Below are 22,174 nucleotides of genomic sequence, written 5' to 3'. Positions count from 1 at the left end.
GCCCGCCTACCAGCGCAGGTCGGACACGGGGATGGACCCGTCGGGCGGCGGGCCGTCCGCCACGACGTGACCGCTGGACAGCTCGACCACCCGGTCGGCGACCCGGGCGATCTCCCGGTTGTGCGTGACCACCAGGACCGTGCGGCCCGCGTCGGCCTGTGCCCGCAGCAGGGCGAGGATCTGCACACCGGTCCCGAAGTCCAGCTCACCGGTGGGCTCGTCGGCGAGCAGGATCGGGTTGCCGGTCGCCAGGGCACGCGCGATGGCCACCCGCTGCTGCTCACCGCCGGAGAGCTGGTGGGGAAAATGGTCGGCCCGATGCCCCAGGCCCACCTCGGCCAGCAGCCGTTCGGTGGTCTCCCGGGCCTGGCCGCGACCGGCCGCGTCGGCGCCGAAGCGGACGTTCTCCCCCGCGGTCAGCGCCGGGAACAGGTTGAACGACTGGAACACGAAGCTCACGGTCCGGCGCCGGACCTCGCGGCGGCGGCGGCGGGAGGCACCGGCCAGGTCGGCCCCGTCCAGCGTCACCGTGCCGCAGGTGGGGGTGTCGAGGGCGCCGACGAGGTTGAGCAGTGTCGTCTTCCCACAGCCCGACGGACCGAGGATGACGATGAAGGCGGCGCCCTCCACCCGCAGGCTCACTCCGGCCAGCGCGGTGACCGCCGACTCACCGGCCCCGTAGCGCCGGCCGACCCCGTCCAGCGCCAGCCGCGCGCCGGACGTGCCACTCCCCGCGCTGTCCGTACGACCTCTGTGATCTCTGTGATCGCCGAGATCCGGACGATCCGGACAGTCTGGGCGATCAGCGTCGCCACGGCTCCAGCGCACCGACCCCCCACTCGCCAGCCTGCGAACTACTCACAGCACACAGACAATACGTCACGCAGAGTAGTGGATCGCGATCGTCGGCGAGTGTGCGGCGACATTCCGACTTCGAGCTTTGGCTGCTGCTGAGCAAGAGTTGAGGACTTTGGTCGTTCCGACAGCCAGGATCCTCAACCCTTGCGGATGGTCAAGCGACCCGGCGCCCCTTTTATCCCTCTTGAGGTGAATTGCTGGTGCGGCGCGACGGTGCGGGATGTCCCTTGGGCCGTGCTGACCGCCGGTCCGCTCAGCCGGGTCGGGCCGCGACCTCGGCATAGAGGCGGGCGGTCCGCTCGGCCACCGCGGCCCAGCCGAACTCGGCGACGGCCCGCTCCCGGCCCGCCCGGCCCATCGCGGCGGCGCGGGCGGGGTCCGCGAGCACCTCGTTGACGGCTCCCGCCAGCGCCGCGGGGTCGTCCGGCGGGACGAGCAGGCCCGTCGAACCGTCCGCGACGACCTCCGGGATGCCGCCGACCCGGGAGGCGACCACCGCGGTGGCGCAGGCCATCGCCTCCAGGTTGACGATGCCCAGCGGCTCGTAGACCGACGGGCAGACGAACACGGTGGCGTGCGAGAGCAGCTGGATGACCTCGGGCTTGGCGAGCATCCCCGACAGCCAGACCACGCCGCCGCGGCTGGCGCGCAGGCCGTCGACCAGCTCGGTGACCTCGCGGTGCAGGTCCTCGGTGTCCGGGGCGCCGGCGCAGAGCACCAGCTGGGCGGCCGGGTCGATCGCCGCGGCGGCGCGCAGCAGGACCGGCAGGCCCTTCTGCCGGGTGATCCGGCCGACGAAGACGGCATACGGGCGGTCGGGGTCCACGCCGTACCGCTCGAGGACGTCGGTGCCCGGGTCGGGGGCGTACTCGTCGGTGTCGATGCCGTTGCGGATGACGTGGACCCGCGCCGGCTCGACCGCGGGGTAGGCGTCGAGGATGTCGGTGCGCATGCCGTCGCTGACCGCCACGACGGCCGCCGCGGACTCGATCGCGACCCGCTCGCACCAGGACGACAGCGCGTACCCGCCGCCGAGCTGTTCGGCCTTCCACGGCCGGCGCGGTTCGAGCGAGTGCGCGGTCATCACGTGCCCGATGCCCTCGACCAGCGAGATCAGGTGCCCGGCGAGGTTGGTGTACCAGGTGTGGGAGTGCACGACATCGGCGCCACCGGCCCGGTTGACCGCCGCGGCCATCGACAGGTCCATCGAGGCGATCCGCAGCGCGTCGTTCGCCCCGTCGAGGGCGGGCCAGGGCCGGTGCGCCCGCACCGCGGCCGCGCCGCCGCCGCTGCCACCGCCAGCGGCGGACGGAAGCTGGTCACCCTCGTGGTGGACGGTCAGCTCCACCAGCTGGGCCAGCTCGCGGGCGAGGTACTCGACGTGTACCCCGGCACCGCCGTAGACGTTCGGCGGGAACTCCCGGGTGAGCAGCGCGACGCGCATCCGCTTCTCGATCCTCCGCAGGCTCGGCAGGTATGACAGGTTTCTTCGACAGGACGACAGGACGCCGGGGCGACAGGACGGGACGGCGGGGCGGACGCCGGTCAGTCGGCGATCGTGACGCCCTTGCCGACGACGGTCACTCCACCCGCGCTGACCTGGTAGCCACGATCCAGATCGTGCTTCTTGTCGACCCCGACACTCGCACCCGGAGGTACCACGACGTTCTTGTCGAGGATCGCGTCCCGGACCACGGCGCGCCGGCCGATGACCGTGTTGTCCATCACGACCGCGTTCTCCACCGAGGCCCAGGAGTTCACCCGGACACCGGGTGACAGCACCGAGCGCCGCACGGTCCCACCGGACACGATCACACCGTTGCTGACGACGCTGTCGATGGCGACACCCACCCGCCCGGGCGCGTCGTGGACGAACTTCGCCGGCGGGACGGGCGGGACGTTGGTGTAGATCGGCCAGTCGCGGTTGTACAGGTTGAACACCGGGTCGAGCGCGCACAGATCCATGTGCGCCTCGTAGTAGGAGTCGAGCGTGCCGACGTCGCGCCAGTAGCCGCGATCACGGGCGAGCGCCCCGGGCACCTCGTTGGAGGCGAAGTCGTACACCGCGGCCATGCCCCGCTCGACCAGCATCGGGACGATGTTCCCGCCCATGTCGTGCAGGCTGTCGGAGTTCGCGGCGTCGGCGCGCAGGACGTCGATCAGCACGTCGGTGGTGAACACGTAGTTGCCCATGGAGGCGAAGATCTCGTCCGGGCTGCCCGGCAGCCCCGGCGGATTCGCCGGCTTCTCCAGGAACTCGGTGACGGTGAGCCCGTCCGGCGCCGTGCTGATCACCCCGAACTCGCTGCCCTCCGAGCGGGGAACCCGCAGGCCCGCGACGGTGACCCCGGCTCCGGTCTCCAGGTGCTGGGCGACCATCTGGCGCGGGTCCATCCGGTAGACATGATCGGCGCCGAAGACGACGACGATGTCGGGTGACTCGTCGTGGACCAGGTTGAGCGACTGGTGGATGGCGTCGGCGCTGCCGGCGTACCACTGCGGGCCGAGGCGCTGCTGCGCCGGCACCGGGGTCACGTAGTTGCCGAGCAGGGTGCTCATCCGCCAGGTGGTGGTGATGTGCCGGTCCAGGCTGTGGCTTTTGTACTGGGTCAGCACCGCGATGCGCAGATACCCGGCGTTGACCAGGTTCGACAGCACGAAGTCGACCAGGCGGTAGATGCCACCGAAAGGCACAGCCGGCTTCGCCCGGTCAGCGGTCAACGGCGCCAGCCGTCGCCCCGCGCCACCTGCCAAAACAAGACCCAGCACCCGCGGGCTGCGCATTTTTCGGCCCGGCTTCCCCTCGTACGCCCGGATCCGGGATGGATCCGACCCGGCAGGGACCGGCCGTTCGGCAACCGGACAGGTGCTCTGGTTTCGCCGAATTCCGGTCATCCCGGAGCCTACAAGGGCGCGAGGCCGCCAGTAGCTACACGTCAAAAGAGTTAACCGATCCAGCCGTCTCCCGTCATCGACGGGAGGACGGCTGGATCACACCGGCGCGGAGATCAGACGTTGAAGCCGAGCGCCCGCAACTGCTCGCGACCATCGTCAGTGATCTTGTCCGGACCCCACGGCGGCATCCAGACCCAGTTGATCCGGACGTCGTTGACCAGGTTGTCCGGCCCGTCGACCAGGGCCGAACGGGTCTGGTCCTCGATGACGTCGGTCAGCGGGCAGGCCGCCGAGGTCAGCGTCATGTCGAGCGTGACGGTGTTGTCGTCGGCGATGTTGATGCCGTAGACGAGGCCGAGGTCGACGACGTTGATCCCCAGCTCGGGGTCGACGACGTCGCGCATGGCCTCCTCGACGTCGTCGAACGACGCCTTCTCCACGACCAGGGCCCGCTCGGCGGCCTGCGCTGCCGCAGGTGCCTGCGCCGACTCGGCGGCCGCGGGCGCCTCGCTGGCAGGCGCCTCGCTCACGGGCGCCTCGCTGGCAGGCGCCTCGCCCGCGGACACCGCGTCCACGGTCTCCTCGGCGGTGGCGACGGAATCACTCATGGCTACTTCTCCTGCTCGGGGACGGCGGCCTGGGCGGCGCCGGTGGCCTGCGCGGTCGCATCCTTCCAGGCCATCCAGGACAGCAGCGCGCACTTCACCCGGGCGGGGTACTTGGACACACCCGAGAACGCCACCGCGTCCTCCAGGACGTCCTCGTCACCTTCCTGGGTGCCGCGCGACTGCATCAGGGCCAGGAACTCACGTTCGAGCTCCAGCGCCGCCGCCACCGACTTCCCGATCACCAGGTCGGCCATCACGCTGGCCGAGGCCTGGCTGATCGAGCAGCCCTCGCTCTCGTAGGAGACGTCCGCCACGACACCGTCGGCGACGCGGACCCGCAGGGTCACCTCGTCGCCACAGGTCGGGTTGACGTGGTGCACCTCGGCGTCGAACGGGTCGCGCAGTCCACGGTGGTGCGGGTTGCGGTAGTGGTCCAGGATGATCTCCTGGTACATCGAGTCGAGCTTCACCTCAGGAAGAACCTCCTGACCTGGTCCAGTCCTTCCACCAGGGCGTCGACCTCGGCGGTCGTCGAGTAGAGGTGGAACGACGCCCGGGTCGTCGCGGGCACGCCGTAGCGCAGGCAGACCGGGCGGGCGCAGTGGTGCCCGACCCGAACGGCGATGCCCTGCTCGTCGAGGATCTGACCGACGTCGTGCGGGTGCAGCGGGCGGTCGTCGGAGTCACGCAGGACGAACGAGATCGCCCCACCGCGGTCCTGCGCCGTCGGCGGGCCGATGATCCGCAGGCCCGGCACGGCCGACAGGGCGTCGATGGCGTACGCGGTGACGTCGTGCTCGTGCGCGGCGATGGCGCCCATGCCCAGCCCGGTCAGGTAGTCGACCGCCGCACCGAGCCCGACCGCCTGGGAGATCATCGGCGTGCCGGCCTCGAAGCGGTGCGGCGGAGCCGCGTAGGTCGAGGCCTCCATGGTGACGACCTCGATCATCTCACCACCGCCGAGGAACGGGGGCATGACCTCGAGCAGCTCGCGCCGGCCCCACAGCACACCGATGCCGGTGGGCCCGCACATCTTGTGCCCGGTGAAGGCGAGGAAGTCCACCCCGAGCTCGACGACGTCGATCGGCATGTGCGGCACCGACTGCGAGCCGTCGAGCACGGTGAGCGCACCGACCTCGCGGGCCCGGGCGACGATCTTCGCGACCGGGTTCACCGTGCCCAGGATGTTGGACTGGTGCACGAAGGAGACGACCTTCGCCCGCTCGGTGATGACCTCGTCGAGGTGCGCGATGTCCAGCCGGCCGTCCTCGGTCAGCCCGATCCAGCGCAGCGTCGCGCCGGTGCGCGCGCACAGCATCTGCCACGGCACCAGGTTGGAGTGGTGCTCCATCTCGGTGATGACGACCTCGTCGCCGGGGCCGAGACGGAACCGCTCCGCCTCCGCCCCACCCGACACCGCGTTGCTCATCGCGTAGGCGACGAGGTTCAGCGCCTCGGACGAGTTCTTCGTGAACACGATCTCGCGCCGGTCGGGAGCCCCGACGAACGCGGCGATCTTGTCCCGGGCGTCCTCGTAAAGGGCGGTGGCCTCCTCCGCGAGCACGTGGATACCGCGGTGGACGTTGGCGTTGTGCCGCTCGTAGTAGGCCCGCTCGGCGTCGAGGACGGCCAGCGGCTTCTGCGACGTCGCGGCGCTGTCGAGGTAGACCAGCGGCAGGCCGTCGTGCACGGTCCGGGCCAGGATCGGGAAGTCGCGACGGACCCGCTCGACGTCGAAGCCCAGACTGCTCGCCGCGACGGTTCCCGGCTGGCGGGTCTCGATGATCGTCATGACACCGCCGCCGGCTGCGCGATGACATCCGCGGCCTTGACGTACTTGTCGTAGCCGGACTCCTCCAGCTTGGCCGCGAGCTCCGGGCCACCCGCGTCCACGATCCGCCCGCCCGCCATGACGTGCACGAACTCGGGCTTCACGTACCGCAGGATGCGGGTGTAGTGGGTGATGAGCAGGATGCCCGTCTCCCCCTTTGCCCGCACCGCCTCGATGCCACCGGAGACGATGCGCAGCGCGTCGACGTCCAGGCCGGAGTCGGTCTCGTCGAGGATGGCGATCTTCGGCGCGAGCAGCGCCATCTGCAGGATCTCGTGGCGCTTCTTCTCACCGCCGGAGAAGCCCTCGTTGACGCTGCGCTCGGCGAACGCCGGGTCCATCTCCAGCCCGGCCATCGCCTCCTTGACCTCCTTGACCCACAGCCGCAGCTTCGGGGCCTCGCCGCGCACCGCTGTCGCCGACGAGCGCAGGAAGTTCGACACCGAGACGCCGGGCACCTCGACCGGGTACTGCATCGCCAGGAAGATCCCGGCCCGCGCCCGCGCGTCGACGGACATCGCCAGGACGTCCTCGCCGTCGAGGGTCACGGTGCCCTCGGTGACGGTGTACTTCGGGTGGCCGGCGATCGAGTAGGAGAGCGTGGACTTGCCGGAGCCGTTCGGCCCCATGATCGCGTGGGTCTCGCCCTTGCGGACGGTGAGGTCGACGCCGCGCAGGATCTCGCGCGGGCCGTCCGTGTCGGTGTCGACCGACACGTGCAGGTTGCGGATCTCGAGAACAGACACCGCTGTCGTCACCCTCGCTTCGGGTTCGTGTGAAGGTCGACGAGGACGTCGTCGCCGTCGATGGTCACTGGGTAGGTGGGCACCGGTTCGATCGCCGGCAGGCTGGTCGGCTCACCCGTGGTCAGGTCGAACTGGGAGCCGTGCAACCAGCATTCGATGAGGCCGTTCTCGACCTCACCCTCGGAGAGCATCACCTCGGCGTGCGAGCACTCGTCCCGCACGGCGTAGAACCGGCCGCCCGACCGGACGACGCACACCGGCTGGCCGTCGATCTCCACGCCGAGCGCGGACTCGTCGGCCAGGTCGGAGGCGGCGCAGGCCCGCCGCCAGGCCGGCCCGCCGCTGTCAGCGGCACCGGCCGTGCTGTCGGTGCCGGCGGCGGCCGTGCTGGCCGGGCTGTTCGACGGGGTCATACGCCCACCGCCGCCAGCTCCGCCTCGACCCTCGCCATGATGCGCTCGCGCAGCTCGGGGATGTCGATCCGGTCCACGATCTCGGCGAAGAAGCCGCGGACCACGAGCCGGCGCGCCTCGTCGGCGGGGATGCCGCGCGACATCAGGTAGAACAGCGACTCGTCGTCGAACCGGCCGGTGGCACTCGCGTGACCCGCGCCGACCACCTCGCCGGTGAGGATCTCCAGGTTGGGCACCGAGTCGGCGCGCGCGCCGTCGGTGAGCACCAGGTTGCGGTTCAGCTCATAGGTGTCGGTGCCGACGGCGTCGGCGCCGATCATCACGTCGCCGATCCACACCGCGTGCGCCCCGTCGCCCTGCAGCGCGCCCTTGTAGGCGACCCGGCTGCGGCAGTTCCGCGCCTGGTGGTCGACGTACAGGCGGTGCTCCTGGTGCTGGCCGGCCTCGGTGAAGAACAGGCCGTAGAGCTCGGCGTCACCGCCGGGCCCGCGGTACTCCACCGTCGGGTTGAGCCGCACCAGGTCGCCGCCGAGGGTCACCGTGAACGAGCGCAGGCGGGCGTCGCGCCCCACCGAGTAGGCGTGCGCCCCCAGGTGGACGGTGTCGTCGGCCCAGTCCTGGACGGTGACGAACGTCAGCGCGGCGCCGTGGCCGATGTACACCTCGACGTTGCCGGCGAAGGTGGCGCTGCCGACGTGGTCGAGCACGACCGTCGCGGTGGCGAACGGGCCCAGCTCGACGAGCACGTGCTCATAGCTGACCCCGCCGTTGCCGCCGAGGCGGATGACGACCGGCTCGGTCAGCGCCGCCTCGGCCGGGACGGTGACGGACAGGCCGCCGTCGGACCGGGCCATGGCGAACGCCGCCGGGCGGTCGGCCGGGGTGAGCACGCGGCCGATCCGGGAGTCGGTCGGCGCGAGCCGCTCGATCTCCACGCCTTCCGGCGCGGAGACCTTCACGTCGATCGTGCTGTCGGCGGCCGGGCCGTTCAGCAGGCCGCGCAGGCGGCGCAGCGGGGTGAACCGCCACGCCTCCTCACGGCCGCCGGGTACTGCGTGGTCCTCGGGGTCACGGGACCGGACGGGACGCGGAGCTGCGCCAGCCTGCGCGGGAGGGCGTCCCGTGGCATCGATGACGGCCATCAGCCGACTGCGCCTTCCATCTGGAGCTCGATGAGCCGGTTGAGTTCGAGGGCGTACTCCATGGGCAGCTCGCGCGCGATCGGCTCGATGAAGCCACGCACCACCATCGCCATGGCCTCCTCCTCGGACAGACCACGGCTCATCAGGTAGAAGAGCTGGTCCTCGCCGACCTTGGAGACACTGGCCTCGTGCCCGATGGAGGCGTCGTCCTCGCGGACGTCGACATACGGGTAGGTGTCGGAGCGGCTGACCGTGTCGACCAGCAGCGCGTCGCACTTCACCGTCGACTTCGCGGAGTGCGAGCCCTCGTTGATCTGGACCAGGCCACGGTACGAGGTCCGGCCGCCGCCGCGGGCGACGGACTTCGACACGATGGTGGACGACGTGCGCGGCGCGGCGTGCACCATCTTGGCGCCGGCGTCCTGGTGCTGGCCCTCACCTGCGAAGGCGACCGAGAGCACCTCGCCGTGGGCCTGCTCGCCGAGCATCCACACGGCCGGGTACTTCATCGTCACCTTGGAGCCGATGTTGCCGTCGATCCACTCCATGGTGGCGCCCTCGTGGCACGCGGCCCGCTTGGTCACCAGGTTGTAGACGTTGTTCGACCAGTTCTGGATGGTCGTGTAACGGCAGCGCGCGTTCTTCTTCACGATGATCTCGACCACCGCGGAGTGCAGCGAGTCGGACGAGTAGACCGGCGCGGTGCAGCCCTCGACGTAGTGGACGTACGCGCCCTCGTCGACGATGATCAGCGTCCGCTCGAACTGGCCCATGTTCTCGGTGTTGATCCGGAAGTAGGCCTGCAGCGGGATCTCCACGTGCACGCCCGGCGGCACGTAGATGAAGGAGCCACCGGACCACACGGCGGTGTTCAGCGCGGCGAACTTGTTGTCGCCGACCGGGATCACCGAACCGAAGTACTCCTGGAAGATCTCCGGGTGCTCCCGCAGGCCCGAGTCGGTGTCGAGGAAGATGACACCCTGCTCCTCGAGGTCCTCACGGATCTTGTGGTAGACGACCTCGGACTCGTACTGCGCCGCCACACCGGCGATCAGGCGCTGCTTCTCCGCCTCGGGGATGCCGAGCCGGTCATAGGTGGCGCGGATGTCCTCGGGCAGCTCGTCCCAGTCGGCGGCCTGCTTCTCCGTCGAGCGGACGAAGTACTTGATGTTGTCGAAGTCGATGCCGGACAGGTCGGCGCCCCAGGTCGGCATGGGCTTGCGCTCGAACAGCTTCAGCCCCTTGAGCCGCAGATCCGTCATCCAGGACTGCTCGCTCTTCTTTGCCGAGATGCTGCGCACGACTGCTTCGGAGAGGCCGCGTTCCACGTCGACGGCGTAGGCGTCCGTGTCTGCCCAGCCGAACCGGTAGGAGCCAAGGCCCTCAAGGGCGGTCTCGGCAGAGGTGGTCATAGAGAACCTTCCGAAATATTGGATGGTTGTGATGTCTGCCCGGACGGGGCCATGTCGGGCGATGCACCCTGTGCCGACCTGGCCGGCGCCGGCCCGGGCTCGGCGGCCACGGCGCCCCCCGCTGACGGTGGGGGAAGCACCGTGATCGCCTCCACGGGGATCACCGGGATGTGCGTGGTGCAGACGCCGTCGCCATGGGCGATCGTCGCCAGCCGCTGCACGTGGGTGTCGAGCAGGCGCGACAGCATCGCCGTCTCGGCCTCGCACAGGGCCGGGAACTGCTCGGCCACGTGCTGGACGGGGCAGTGATGCTGACAGATCTGGGTGCCGGACGGCAGCTCGGAGACGCTGGCGGTGTACCCGGCCTGGGTCATGGCCGCGGCGATCGCCTCCGGGCGTTCCGCCGGCGGGACCGCGACGACCTCGTCGCGGATCTGGCGTTCCAGGTCGACTCCGCGAGCCCGGGCGAACTCGGCCACCGCGTCCGGGCCGCAGGCCTTCGCGAGGAAGCTCAGCGCGTTGGCCGCGAGATCGGAGTAGGCCGTCGGCCCGGCCCGGTGCCCGGCCTCGGTCAGCGCGTAGCGCCTGGCCGGACGACCCCGCCCGCGTGGGCCACGTGCCACGGCCGAGGCGGTCGTGATGGTGCCGTCCGAGGTCATCGCGTCCAGATGCCGGCGGACGGCGGCGGGTGACAGGCCGAGCTCGTGGGAGAGATCGGCGGCCGTCGACGGGCCGCGCTCGAGCAGAAGGCGCACGACACGATCACGGGTGCGACCGTCGGTCACACCCGTGGACGCCGCACCCGTAGGGGCCTCCTGCTCGGATTTCACAACACCAGTGTGCCCTATTTCCGTGACGCGGTCGAACCGAGGAGCCCGAGATCACCCGTCGCCCGCGCGACGTCCTTCATGACGCCGGATCACCGACAGCTGACAGGGCGTCTCCATCGCAACGGGACCGATCACCCGGTACCCACCCAGAACCGGCCCATCCGGGGGATGGGAGACTTCGCCTCGCACGCCACGGCACAGGAGGGCGACCTGCAGATGCGGACGATTCGCGCTATTGACCGCGACCGTGACCCCGATGACCGCGGCGGCGACCTTGACAGCGCGCCGCGGCCAACCGCCCCGCGGCCGGCGGCCTCACGACCCGCCACCGGGCGGCCGGCCGGGCCGGCCGGATCGGCCGCACTGCGACCTGTCCCACAGCGAACAGCCACACTTCGGGTGGGCACGGACTGGCCGAGCCCAGGCCAGGCGGGCATCCGCCGGGCGGGCATCGGCCGGGCGGGCATCGGCCGGGCGGGCATCGGCCGGACCGGCCTGGTCACCCGGCGAGCCGCCGGCCGGGTCGTGGCCGTCGTCGCGGCGATGGTCCTGGCCCTCGCGGCCTGCGGTGGCGAGGAGACCAACGGCCTGCAGGACGCGTCCGCGGCCGAGGTGGGAACGCGCTCCGTCGAGGCGTTGAACTCCGCCGGCAGCGTGCACGTCGTCGGCACCGCCCAGGACCCGTCCGCCGAGGGGTCGACCCGCTACGACCTGGTGTTGTCGGGCTCGTCGGCCCGGGGCACCATCACCTCCGGCTCCGTCGTCACCGAGATCGTGAAGGTGGCGGACGACACCTACACCAAGGGCAGCCGCGCCTACTACGAGTCGATCGGCGAAGGTGACGCGGCCGACCTGCTGGCCGACAAATGGGTACGGCTCCCGGCGGAGGACGCCGAGCAGTACCGCCTCTTCACGATCGAGGGGTTCGCCATGGCCATCGGCGAGTACGTGGCGGCGCTGGACGGCAAGGTCACCACCGAGGACCTCGCCGGCCGCCAGGCGGTCGCGGCGGGCAGCGCGGAGGGAACCCGGCTGTGGGCGGCCAACACCGGCGACCCCGTCCCGCTGCGCCTGGACATGCTGAACGGTGAGCAGGGCCGGATGGAGTTCTCCGACTACGGCGCCAAGGTCTCGATCACGGCGCCGGCCGGCGCCGTCGACCTCGCCTCACTCTCCTGATCCATCCTCTGCTGATCCGTATCCGGTAGCCCCCCGGTAGCCCGGTGGCCCGGTTTGGCGGATCGCAAGAGTGAAGGATTTCGGTTGTTCCGACGACCGAAATCCTTCTTTCTTGCGGATCACCAGGCGAATCTGCGCCCCTTTTGGCCCTCTTGAGGTGAACTGCTGGTGCTGTCCGGGGGCTCGGGGTCCCGGGCGGGTCGCCGTGCGGCGGGTTGGCTCGGACCGACAGCGCATCCCGACATCACACACCGTCACCAGATGTGGATAAGGAGCCACTGAGGCGCGTCGCTGGATCCGTCGTCTACCGTGGTCGTCCGGCGTGGTGGGGCCGTCCGGCTCAGTGACTGGCCGGCTCGGTGACGAGCCGCGGCCTGCTGGACCCGGCTCGCGGATCGGCCTCGGAGGAGCGCGGCGATGCTCGTGGCAGCAGTGGACCAGGGGACCAGCGGCACCACGGTCTGCCTTCTCGACGACGAGGCCGGCGTCGTCGGTCGCGGCCACCGCCCGATCGGTGTGTCCTTCCCCCGCCCCGGCTGGGTCGAGCAGGACCCCCAGGAACTGCTGGACAGCGTCGTCGCGGCGGTCGCCGACGCGCTGGCCGACGCGGGGCGGCGCCCGTCCGACCTGGCCGCGATCGGCATCACCAACCAGCGCGAGACCACCGTGCTGTGGGAGCGCAGCACCGGGCGGCCGCTGTACCCGGCCATCGTCTGGCAGGACCGGCGCACGGCGGGGGCCTGCGAGCGCCTGGCCGCGGCCGGTCACGGCGAGCTCGTCGGGGAACGCACCGGCCTGGTGCTCGACCCGTACTTCTCCGGGACGAAGGCCGCCTGGGTGCTCGACCACGTGCCCGGCGCCCGGCGGGAGGCCGCGGCGGGCCGGGTCGCGTTCGGGACGGTCGACTCCTGGCTCGTCTGGCGCCTGACAGGCGGTCGGGCCCACATCACCGACGTCACCAACGCCTCCCGCACGATGCTGTTCGACCTGGCCCGCGGCGACTGGTCACCCGAGCTGCTCGAGCTGCTGGACGTGCCGCCCGAGCCGCTGCCGCGGATCGTGCCCAGCTCGAAGGTCTACGCCCACACCGACCGCGAGGTCTTCCTCGGTGTCGAGGTGCCGATCGCCGCGATCGTCGGTGACCAGCAGGCGGCGCTGTTCGCCCAGGGCTGCTTCGACCCCGGGCAGGCCAAGAACACCTACGGCACCGGGTCGTTCGTGCTGGTGAACACGGGCCCGGCACTGCCGCCCCCGCAGTCCTCCCTGCTGCGCACCGTCGCCTTCGGGCTCGACGGTGAGCCGCCGGCGTACGCGCTGGAGGGTGCGATCCTGTCGACCGGGTCCGCGGTGCAGTGGCTGCGGGACTCCCTCGGCGTGATCTCCGACAGCGCCCAGACCGCGCCGCTGGCCGCGTCGCTGGAGAGCAACGACGGCGTCTACTTCGTCCCCGCGCTCGCCGGGCTCGGCGCACCGCACTGGGATCCACGGGCCCGCGGGATGATCATCGGCCTCACCCGGGCCACCGGCCGGGCGCACCTGGCCCGGGCGGTGCTCGAGGCCATCGCCTACCGGACCAGGGACGTCGTCGAGGAGATGGCCGCCGGCGCCGGAGTGACCGTCACCGAGCTGCGGGCGGACGGCGGCGCGGCGAGCAACCCGTGGCTGATGCAGTTCCAGGCCGACATCCTCGGGATCGAGGTGGACGTCCCGGAGAACACCGAGACGACCGCGCTCGGCTCGGGCTACCTCGCAGGGCTGGCGACCGGCCTGTACTCGGGGCGCGACGAGCTCGACGCCCGGCGGTCAGATACCAGCCGTCCATGAGCGCCGACCGGCGCGAGGAGCTGTACGGCCAGTGGCTGCGCGCCGTCGAGCGCTCCCGGGGCTGGGACCGCGACTGACCGGCCCGGCTCGCGACTGACCGGCCCGGCCCGGCCGGCCAGCGACCGACCTGACCGGCCCCGCTCGCGACCGACCTGGCCGGCCCGCGGGCGGTCGGGCCATGAGCTGGTGGGCGGACGGGCGATCCGCCCGCGTTTAACCGAGTTCCCACACGACGGACCATCATGTCCCACACCCGGACAACGCCGCAGGACCACTTAAAGCCAACGGTAGATCGCGCCGAATTGAGAAAAGCGGCTGTCCGGCGACGCGATTTTTGCCAACCTGTAACAGGGGGCGGTTGGCGTCTCCTCGCCGCGCACCTAACCCCCGGACGGAGACCGTGACCGACGCGGACTACGCCCTGGAACTCGGCCGCCGCCTGCGGGCGGCCCGCAACCGACGTGGCCTGTCCCTCCTCGACGTCCAGGAACGTACCGAAGGCCGGTGGACCGCCGGGACCCTCGGCGCCTACGAACGCGGCAGCCGCACCCTGCGGGTGCACCGGCTCGTCGAGCTCGCGGAGCTCTATGACGTGCCGGCCACCCTGCTGGTCCCGCCGCCGGTCGAACGCCGCGAGACCGACGACCTGCCCCCGCTCGTCATCGATCTGCGCAGGCTGCGGAAGCTGCCGCCGACGCGGACCGGCCCGCTGCGCCGGTGGATCGCGATCGTGCAGGTGCTGCGGTCGGACAGTTCCCGCGATGTGCTGCGCCTGCGGCGATCGGACCTGCAGTCGCTGTCCCGCCTGTACAGCACCACCCCGGCCGTCCTCTACGAACGCCTCGGCGCCTGGGGCACGTTGATCGAGCCCGACGACGCGGCTCCCACCACCGTGCGCCGGCGGTCGCCCGTGGTCCGGCCGGCACGCTCCCAGCCCCGCCACTGAGGCGATCGGCTCACACCGGGCACCCCCGCGCAGTCCGTAGGATCAGCGGCGTGACCGAGGTCCTGGCAGTCGAGCTGACCGAGCTGGTCAAGACCTACCGGCGGGCAGCGGGTGCGTCGGGTGCGGGGCAGGCACGTCCGCGGTACCTGAAGGCGGGTGCGGCGCAGGCGCAGGCCGGGTCACCAGCCCCGTCGAGGCGTGGCTCGTCCCGGTCCCGCGGCCGTGCCCGCGACGCCCGGGCCGCCCATGGCGCCCACGACCGCGCGCCGGACGACACGACCAAGCGTGATGAGGGCATCCCCCCGCCGGCCGAGGTACGCGCGGTCGACGGGCTGTCGCTGGGCGTCTCGGCCGGGTCCGTGACGGCGGTCCTCGGGCCGAACGGTGCCGGCAAGACGACCACCATCGAGATCTGCGAGGGCTTCCGCTCCGCCGACAGCGGCGGCGTCCGCGTGCTCGGGCTGCACCCGGTGCGCGACGCGGCCGCGCTGCGCCCGCGGGTCGGCGTGATGCTGCAGGCCGGCGGGATGTACCCGGGTGCCCGCGCCGGCGAGATGCTGCGCCTGATCGCCGCGCACCACGCCCACCCGCTCGACACCGGCACGCTGATGGAACGGCTCGGGCTGACGGAGGTGGCCGGCACGCCGTTCCGCCGGCTCTCCGGCGGCCAGCAGCAGCGGCTCTCGCTCGCGATGGCCGTCGTCGGCCGCCCGGAGCTGGTCTTCCTGGACGAGCCCACCGCCGGTCTCGACGTCCAGGGCCGCCGTGACACCTGGGAGCTCATCGAGGAGCTGCGTCTGTCCGGCGTCACGGTGGTGCTCACCACCCACGCCATGGACGAGGCCGAGCGCCTCGCCGACCAGGTCGTGATCGTGAACCGGGGCCGGGTCGTCGCGGCCGGTTCGCCCGCCGAGCTCACCCGCGGCGGCGCCGAGGGCCAGCTCCGCTTCCGCGCCCCGGGCGGCCTCGACGTCGCGCGCCTGCTGCTCGCCCTGCCCGACGGCACGACCGGCTGGGAGAACCCGCCCGGTCACTACCTGGTGCAGGGCACCGTCGACCCGCAGCTGCTCGCCGCGGTCACCGCGTGGTGCGCCAGCAACGGTGTGCTCGCCGAGGACCTGCGCGTCGAGCAGCGCACCCTGGAGGACGTCTTCCTGGACCTGACCGGGACGGAGCTGGAGTGAGATGAGTGTCATCGAGGCCACACCTGCCCCCGTGCTGGATCTCCGCCCGGCGCCCGGAGCCGCGTCCCGCGGGCGGATGCTGGCCGCGCAGACCCGGCTCGAGCTGACCCTCACCCTGCGCCGCGGCGAGTCCGTGCTGCTCACCCTGATCATCCCGATCGGTCTGCTCGTCTTCTTCGCGGCCGTGGACGTCCTGCCCACCTCGCAGGCGGCGCAGCGCTCGGTGGACTTCCTCGTCCCCGGCGTGCTCGCCCTGGCCGTGATGTCGACGGCGTTCACCGGGCAGGCGATCGCCACCGGCTTCGAGCGCTCCTACGGCGTCCTCAAACGGCTCGGGGCCTCGCCGCTGCCGCGGTCGATCCTGCTCGCCGGCAAGACGCTGGCCGTGCTCGCGGTGGAGATCGTCCAGCTGGTCCTGCTCGTCGCGGTCGGGTTCGCGGTCGGCTGGGAGCCGCACGGCTCGGCGGCGAGCGCGGGCTGGGTCGTCCTGCTGGTACTGCTCGGGACGGCAGCCTTCTCCGGGCTGGGACTGCTGATGGCTGGCACGTTGCGGGCCGAGGCGACACTCGCCGCGGCCAACGGGGTGTACCTGTTGCTGCTGCTGATCGGCGGGGTCGTGTTCCCCCTCGAGGAGCTGCCCGGCTGGATGCGGGTGGTAGCCGAGGGGCTGCCGACAGCGGCGCTGTCCGACGGGCTGCGCGCGGTGCTCGCCGAGGGCGCCGGGCCCGGCGCCGGCAACCTGATCGTGCTGGCGGCGTGGTCCGTCGGTGCCCTTGGGCTGGCTGCCAGGTTCTTCCGCTGGGAGTAAGGCGGGTGGCACCCCGGTAGTGGCGGCGCACACCCCGTCGGCCGGCACCCGGCGGATTACTATGGCCGCGATGCCATCTTCTACCACTCGTCGGAGCAAGCCCCGCGCCGACGGCGACGCCAGCCCTGCCGGCAACCACCAGACCCGGGCGAGCCGTGCGGCCCGGGCAGCGGGCACCGGCCGGCTCCCGGTGATCGGGCTGCGCATGTTCCGGCGCCTCACGCTGGCCAGCGTCGTCCTGCTCGCGGCGATCGTCGTCACCGGCGGTGCCGTGCGGTTGACCGGCTCCGGTCTCGGCTGCCCGACCTGGCCCCAGTGTGGTGACGGCTCGTTCACCCCCCACTCGGCCTACGCGATCAACGGCGCGATCGAGTTCGGCAACCGGCTGATCAGCATCGTGGTCGGCCTCGTGGTGCTGGCCCTGCCCATCGCGGCGCGCCTGCTCCAGGAGAAGCGGCGCGATCTGCTGCTGCTCTCGCTCGGGCTGTGGCTGGGCTTCGTCGGCCAGGCGGTGCTCGGTGGCATCACCGTCCTGGTCAAGCTGCATCCGGCGACGGTGGCCGCGCACTTCCTGCTGTCGATGGTGCTGCTGTTCAACGCCGTCGCCCTGCACCGCCGGGCCCGGCAGGCCGACGGGCCGACCCCGCTGGCGGTCCGGCCGGAGCTCGCCTGGCTCGCGCGGGTCGTGGTCGTGGTCGCCGCGGGCGTCCTCACCCTGGGCACCGTCGTCACCGGCACCGGCCCGCACAGCGGCGACAGCGAGGAAACCAAGCGGTTCGGCTTCGACATCGTCAACGTCGCGCAGCTCCACGCCGACGGCGCGATGGTCCTCACCGGCCTCACCCTCGCCATGATCTTCGCCGTGCGGCTCGTTCCCGTCCCCGCCGAGGCCCGGCGCAGCGCACACGCCCTGCTGCTCACCGTCGTGGCCCAGGCCGCGATCGGGTTCACCCAGTACTTCCTCGGCATCCCGGCGCTGCTCGTCGGCCTGCACATGGCCGGCGCGACGATCATGTGGATCGTCACCATCCAGCTCTGGCTGGCGATGGGCGAACGGGCCCCGGCCACCGAGGCGGCCTGGGCCGGCTCCGCGGCGCGCGTCCCAGCTCCCGCACCCGCCACCGCGTGACGGGCATCGCCTGACACCACACCCCGGAGCCGCTGCTCCGGACCGGCTCAGGGTCCGGACCGACCCAGCGTCCGGACCAGCTCAGGGCGAGACGAGCGGGGTCCCGCCGGAGGTGGGCTCGTCTGCGCCGGCCGCCGGGCGCTCGTACCAGACCGTCCGGCGGACGTAGTCGATGTGGCTGATGATGATCCGCACCACCCGCCGGGACACGTCGTCCACGTCATAGGCCGCGACGGGGCTGTTCCTCCGGCTGCCCCTGGCCTCGCCGGTGGCCAGGCCGACGGCGGCGAGGACGCGGTCGGGGCGGGGCAGGCAGGAGACCACCGCACCGGTGTCGACCCCCTCCGGATGTTCGTGGGCCTCGCGGATCACCACCGCGGGGAAGCCGAGCAGGGACGCCTCCTCCGTCACCGTCCCGCTGTCGGAGACCACACACAGCGCGGCCCGCTGCAACGCGATGTAGTCCGCGAACCCGAAGGGCCGGCAGAACCGGACGAGGCCGTCGACCGACGGCGCCCGCCCGGTCGCCTCCAGCGCGTCGAGGCGCGCCCTGGTCCGTGGATGGGTGGATACGATGACCGGCACCCGGTAGCGGGCGGCCAGCCCGTTCAGCGTCTCCAGCAGGCCGGCGAGCAGCTCGGGACGGTCGACGTTCTCCTCCCGGTGCGCGCTGACGACCAGGTAGTGGCCAGGCGTCACGCCCAGCGTCGTGAGTGCCTCGGAGGCCTCGACCAGCGGCAGGTAGGCGTTCAGGACCTCCTTCATCGGCGAGCCGGTGACGAAGATCCGCTGCGTCGGCAGGCCTTCCGCCAGCAGGTTCCGGCGGGCATGCTCCGTCGAGGCGAGGTTGACATCGCTGAGATGGTCGACGAGCCGGCGGTTGATCTCCTCGGGCACGCGGTCGTCGAAACTGCGGTTGCCCGCCGCCATGTGGAACACCGGGATGTGCCGCCGCCGCGCCGCGATCACCGCCAGCGTGGTGTTGGAGTCCCCGTAGAGCAGCAGGGCGTCGGGGGACTCGTCCGCGAAGACCGCGTCGGCGCGGGCGATGACCCGGCCGATGGTCTCCGCCGGGCTCGCTCCGACGGCGTCCAGGAAGTGGTCCGGTTTGCGGATGCCCAGCTCGTCGAAGAAGACCTGGTTGAGCTCGTAGTCGTAGTTCTGCCCCGAATGGACCAGGCAGAGGTCGACCACCCGTTCCAGGGCGACCATCACCCTGCTGAGCTTGACGAGCTCAGGCCTGGTCCCGACCAGGACCATGACCCGCGGCCGATGCTCGGCGGGCCCGCGGCGCACCGTCGGCGCGGCTGACGACTCGCCCACGATCTCCGTACGCAGCCCGTGCTGGGGGACGGTCGCGCGGGCCGCCGAGGCCTGCCGCTGGGCGGCCTGCCGGTCCCGGTCCGGGGACAGCCGGCGGCTGGGAACGGTCGGCACGGTCGGCGCCGCCGGCCCGGCCGGACCGGCGGGGGTGAACGGGGTCGACGGCGCCGTCGGCACGGTCGGACCGGACCGGACGACGGTGCCGTCCCCGACGACACCGTCCGCCGTGCCCACCAGGCCGCCTGGGCGCGGCCCGGACCTGGCCACCGGAATCCGGTGCGGCAGCTGGGACCCCGGCTCGGCCGCACCACCCAGCCCGGCCGAGTCATCGCGCCCAGCCGAGTCACTGCGCCCAGCCGAGTCATCGCGCCCAGCCGAAGCATTCAGCACACCCACGTCATCCAGGGCGTTCAGTCCCTCCAGGACACCCCGGGCACCTGTGCCGCCTCGGGCCGGGGAATCCGGGGCGCCCGCGTCCACCTCCGCGTCCGCAGGCGCGACCGCACCGTCCGGGGCGGAGCGCAGCGGGTCCGACCACACGGAACCCGACGCCGCCGCACCGCGCTGGCGCTGCGACCTCCCACCGGGGAGCAGCCCCCGGAGGAAGCCCGTCCGGGCCGGCTCCTCGCCGTCCCCGTTGTCGGTGCCACCCGTCGTTCTCGACACGTCGTTCTCCTCTCTACCGGAGAAGATCCACTGTCACCGGAGAAGATCTACTGGCTCGGTCCACGGTTCAGGCGTCGGCGCGCACTCCGTTCGACGCCGACGCGCCCGCCGCCGCCGAGGCCTCGGCCGACGCAGGGGCTGGGGCTGGGGCTGGGGCAGGCGCTGGGGCCGACGTCGCCGTCGGCAGCGACGTAGGTGTCAGGCGGCCGGCTGATGCCGCCCGGCGCACTCCGGGCACGTCCGCGCCGTGCGCGGAACCGCGTCTGGAGCCCCCCTCGATCTCGCGCCGCTCGATCGCGGTCGCCAGCTCGTCCACCATCGCCGCCCAGACCGGCGGCCGGTAGCCCGTCACCGACCACAGCCGACGTGCGGAGAGAGCCCGGTTGCGCACCTCGTCGTCGCTCGGAACGATCTCCAGGTTGTGCCGGCCGAGCCGGTCAGCCAGCATCGTGAGCAGGTCGAACTTCGTGATGGGCTCGGAGGCGAGGTGCCAGACCCCGCTCAGGTCCGGATGCCCGACCAGGGCTAGATGCACGAAACGGGCGAACTCCGCGGTGGTGACGCCGCTGTAGACGACCCGGCGATACCCCGGGATCCGGCCGGTGGCGGACAGGAACCACTCGACCAGGCCGGCGGGAACGGCGGCCGTCTCCAGCCCCAGCACCGACGTCCGCAGCGTGAGTGTTCCCGGCTCGGTCAGCTCACCGAGCAGCTTGGTCATCCCGTGGGCGTCGACCGGATCCGGGACGTCGTCCTCGTGGTACTCGCCCAGCCGCCCGGAGAACACGCAGTCCGAGGAGACGTGAACGAGCCTCGCGCCCGCGGCACCGCACAGCCGGGCGAGGCGGTGTGGGAACAGCGCATTGACCTCGATCGCGGGTTGCATGCCTTGTTCACCCACCCGCCGGGCGGTCAGGCCGACCGCGTTCACGACCGCGTCGGGGCGCGTCGCCGCGAAGACGTCGACCAGGCTCTCCGGGTGGCACACGTCCACTCCGCACAGGACCCGGTCGGCCGGCGACGGCGAGCTCGGAGCGTGCGCCCGGACAGTCGCGGTGACGTCGTGGTCGCGGACGAGTCTGCGCACCAGCTCGCCGCCGAGCATTCCGTCGCCACCGAGAACCAGTACGCGCATCCGCTCCTCCTCCTTCTCCGACCGTGGTCACGCCAGGGGCGACACGCCGGATGGTCGGTCTCCGGCCGTTCTGGTCTCCGCCGGTTGGCTGCCAACCAGCCAACGCCAGGCAAGTATGACTCTAGGTAGTCAATTGATCGCCATCCGAGGTGGTGGCGCGCCGAGACCAGCCGGCATCAGACACCAGAGACCGCACATCACGACCCACATCGCCCATCACCACCCGCGCGGGTCAGTGACACCCGAGGCGCGCCGAGCGGAGATGCCGGACACAGACCAGGATGGCACTACTCTCTGCACCTGAGCGCAAACTCTGCGGGTATGCAAGGTCTCGAACCGGCCGCCCGCGCGGAGCGGGACGGAGAACGGTGGGAACAGGTCGGTGGACCGCCGCACCAGGACAGGTCGCCACGCTGCCCGGTCGCGACCGACGCCTACGCCACCTCCGCAACAGCCACGGCGAGATCTGGGTGAACATCACCTCGTCGCACCTGGTGCTCGCGGACTTCGTGAACCTCGACCCGTCCTACTCGCCCGGGCTGGTCGGCGCGTATCCCGCGCTGGGGTGGGCCCGTGCCCTGCACCGTGCGCTGTGTGCCTCGCGAACGCTGAGCCTGCTGCGCCGGACGGGCACGGCCGCCTGGCGGGCGGTCCGGTGGCCACGGCTGGCGGCCACGCTCACCCGTCACCTCCCGCGCAGGCCCGCACGCCCAGGACGGTCCGGACGAGGCCGCGGCCGTGGCTGGGCCGTCCGCCGGCAGTGGGAGGCCAGCCGGACGGCGGTTGTCGTCCGGCACCGGCCGGGCCGGCGACTGCCGTTGGCCGACGGCTCGGTTGATCACATCCTCTGCGCGCATGTCGTGCAGGAGCTGCCGCCGCGCGTCGCCGGCCGGGTGCTGGCGGAGTGCGCCCGCATCCTGCGCCCCGGTGGCACGCTCCACCTCGTGCTGCCAGATCTCCGCCAGGCAGTGGACCGCTATGTGCGCGGTGAGATCGACGCCGACGAACTCGTCGCCTGGCAGCGGCTGAACGACGGGCACCGGCCGGCCGACCCGCGCCGCGCTCGGCACCCGCGGCGCCGTGAACCGGCCGACCCGCAGAACCGCTGGCACTACGACGAGCACACCGCGCGGCGCCGGCTGGTCGCCGCCGGATTCCACCTCTCGCGCACGCCCACCCCCAGCACCGGGCTGGTCGAGACGGATCCGGTCTCGCTGCATCTGGTGGCCGTCCGGCCCTGAGCGA

Annotated in this window: 19 protein-coding genes and 1 pseudogene; 7 read left to right on the top strand and 13 right to left on the bottom strand. The window is 72.0% G+C overall.

The window, feature by feature from the left end:
- Window positions 1-6 precede the first annotated feature (6 nt).
- From ACG83_RS15865 to ACG83_RS15815, 11 genes are all read right to left on the bottom strand, one after another.
- Complete coding sequence (locus ACG83_RS15865; RefSeq protein ID WP_054566962.1) at window positions 7-828, bottom strand: ABC transporter ATP-binding protein; 822 nt, start codon at window positions 826-828, stop codon at window positions 7-9.
- A 283-nt stretch (window positions 829-1,111) separates the two neighbouring features.
- Window positions 1,112-2,302: a glycogen synthase gene (gene glgA / locus ACG83_RS15860; protein ID WP_054566961.1), complete on the bottom strand. Its 1,191-nt coding sequence runs from the start codon at window positions 2,300-2,302 to the stop codon at window positions 1,112-1,114.
- A gap of 101 nt (window positions 2,303-2,403) precedes the next feature.
- Window positions 2,404-3,642 (bottom strand): glucose-1-phosphate adenylyltransferase, encoded by a 1,239-nt coding sequence (gene glgC, locus ACG83_RS15855; protein ID WP_054566960.1) that lies wholly within the window; start codon window positions 3,640-3,642, stop codon window positions 2,404-2,406.
- A 224-nt stretch (window positions 3,643-3,866) separates the two neighbouring features.
- Window positions 3,867-4,361, bottom strand: a complete 495-nt coding sequence (locus tag ACG83_RS15850; protein ID WP_054566959.1) for a metal-sulfur cluster assembly factor — start codon at window positions 4,359-4,361, stop codon at window positions 3,867-3,869.
- 2 nt (window positions 4,362-4,363) lie between these two features.
- A complete protein-coding gene (gene sufU, locus ACG83_RS15845) occupies window positions 4,364-4,831 on the bottom strand; it encodes a Fe-S cluster assembly sulfur transfer protein SufU (RefSeq protein ID WP_054566958.1) in 468 nt (155 codons plus the stop codon).
- Complete coding sequence (locus ACG83_RS15840) at window positions 4,828-6,153, bottom strand: cysteine desulfurase (RefSeq protein WP_054566957.1); 1,326 nt, start codon at window positions 6,151-6,153, stop codon at window positions 4,828-4,830. Before ACG83_RS15840 ends, sufU begins: the two co-directional genes overlap by 4 nt.
- A complete protein-coding gene (sufC, locus tag ACG83_RS15835) occupies window positions 6,150-6,938 on the bottom strand; it encodes a Fe-S cluster assembly ATPase SufC (protein ID WP_054567268.1) in 789 nt (262 codons plus the stop codon). Before sufC ends, ACG83_RS15840 begins: the two co-directional genes overlap by 4 nt.
- A gap of 8 nt (window positions 6,939-6,946) precedes the next feature.
- Window positions 6,947-7,351 carry a non-heme iron oxygenase ferredoxin subunit gene (locus ACG83_RS15830; protein ID WP_076825466.1) on the bottom strand — a complete coding sequence of 135 codons (405 nt, stop codon included), beginning with the start codon at window positions 7,349-7,351 and terminating at the stop codon, window positions 6,947-6,949.
- A complete protein-coding gene (sufD, locus tag ACG83_RS15825; RefSeq protein ID WP_054566956.1) occupies window positions 7,348-8,493 on the bottom strand; it encodes a Fe-S cluster assembly protein SufD in 1,146 nt (381 codons plus the stop codon). The genes ACG83_RS15830 and sufD overlap by 4 nt, the downstream gene beginning before the upstream one ends.
- Window positions 8,493-9,905, bottom strand: coding sequence for a Fe-S cluster assembly protein SufB (sufB, locus tag ACG83_RS15820; protein ID WP_054566955.1), 1,413 nt, complete (start codon window positions 9,903-9,905; stop codon window positions 8,493-8,495). The genes sufD and sufB overlap by 1 nt, the downstream gene beginning before the upstream one ends.
- A complete protein-coding gene (locus tag ACG83_RS15815) occupies window positions 9,902-10,735 on the bottom strand; it encodes a metalloregulator ArsR/SmtB family transcription factor (RefSeq protein ID WP_054566954.1) in 834 nt (277 codons plus the stop codon). Before ACG83_RS15815 ends, sufB begins: the two co-directional genes overlap by 4 nt.
- 399 nt (window positions 10,736-11,134) lie before the next feature.
- On the opposite strand from ACG83_RS15815, the gene ACG83_RS15810 reads away from it, so the two are divergent.
- The 6 genes and pseudogenes from ACG83_RS15810 (at window position 11,135) to ACG83_RS15785 (ending at window position 17,805) form a co-directional block, all read left to right on the top strand.
- Window positions 11,135-11,914 carry a hypothetical protein gene (locus tag ACG83_RS15810; protein ID WP_235497932.1) on the top strand — a complete coding sequence of 260 codons (780 nt, stop codon included), beginning with the start codon at window positions 11,135-11,137 and terminating at the stop codon, window positions 11,912-11,914.
- 417 nt (window positions 11,915-12,331) lie between these two features.
- A pseudogene (gene glpK, locus ACG83_RS15805) lies at window positions 12,332-13,815 on the top strand (glycerol kinase GlpK).
- 323 nt (window positions 13,816-14,138) lie between these two features.
- Window positions 14,139-14,684 carry a transcriptional regulator gene (locus ACG83_RS15800; protein ID WP_006542416.1) on the top strand — a complete coding sequence of 182 codons (546 nt, stop codon included), beginning with the start codon at window positions 14,139-14,141 and terminating at the stop codon, window positions 14,682-14,684.
- 50 nt (window positions 14,685-14,734) lie between these two features.
- Window positions 14,735-15,868, top strand: a complete 1,134-nt coding sequence (locus tag ACG83_RS15795) for an ABC transporter ATP-binding protein (protein ID WP_054566953.1) — start codon at window positions 14,735-14,737, stop codon at window positions 15,866-15,868.
- A 1-nt stretch (window position 15,869) separates the two neighbouring features.
- Window positions 15,870-16,676, top strand: coding sequence for an ABC transporter permease (locus ACG83_RS15790; protein WP_054566952.1), 807 nt, complete (start codon window positions 15,870-15,872; stop codon window positions 16,674-16,676).
- Between the two features lie 61 nt (window positions 16,677-16,737).
- Window positions 16,738-17,805, top strand: coding sequence for a heme A synthase (locus ACG83_RS15785; protein WP_054566951.1), 1,068 nt, complete (start codon window positions 16,738-16,740; stop codon window positions 17,803-17,805).
- An 81-nt stretch (window positions 17,806-17,886) separates the two neighbouring features.
- Here the strand turns inward: ACG83_RS15785 and ACG83_RS15780 are convergent, their stop codons facing one another.
- The gene (locus ACG83_RS15780) at window positions 17,887-19,794 is read right to left on the bottom strand and encodes a UDP-N-acetyl glucosamine 2-epimerase (protein WP_083473279.1); all 1,908 of its coding nucleotides are present in this window, start codon (window positions 19,792-19,794) and stop codon (window positions 17,887-17,889) included.
- Between the two features lie 67 nt (window positions 19,795-19,861).
- On the bottom strand, window positions 19,862-20,929 hold the full coding sequence (locus ACG83_RS15775) for an SDR family oxidoreductase (RefSeq protein ID WP_054566950.1): 1,068 nt from the start codon (window positions 20,927-20,929) through the stop codon (window positions 19,862-19,864).
- Between the two features lie 368 nt (window positions 20,930-21,297).
- Between ACG83_RS15775 and ACG83_RS15770 the strand changes: the two genes are divergently transcribed.
- A complete protein-coding gene (locus ACG83_RS15770; protein WP_235497930.1) occupies window positions 21,298-22,170 on the top strand; it encodes a class I SAM-dependent methyltransferase in 873 nt (290 codons plus the stop codon).
- Window positions 22,171-22,174: the final 4 nt, after the last annotated feature.

The organism is Frankia sp. R43 (assembly GCF_001306465.1).
GTDB classification, from domain to species: domain Bacteria; phylum Actinomycetota; class Actinomycetes; order Frankiales; family Frankiaceae; genus Parafrankia; species Parafrankia irregularis.
The sequence above is the reverse complement of the archived record's forward strand: the minus strand, read 5'-3'. Positions and strand labels throughout refer to the sequence as shown.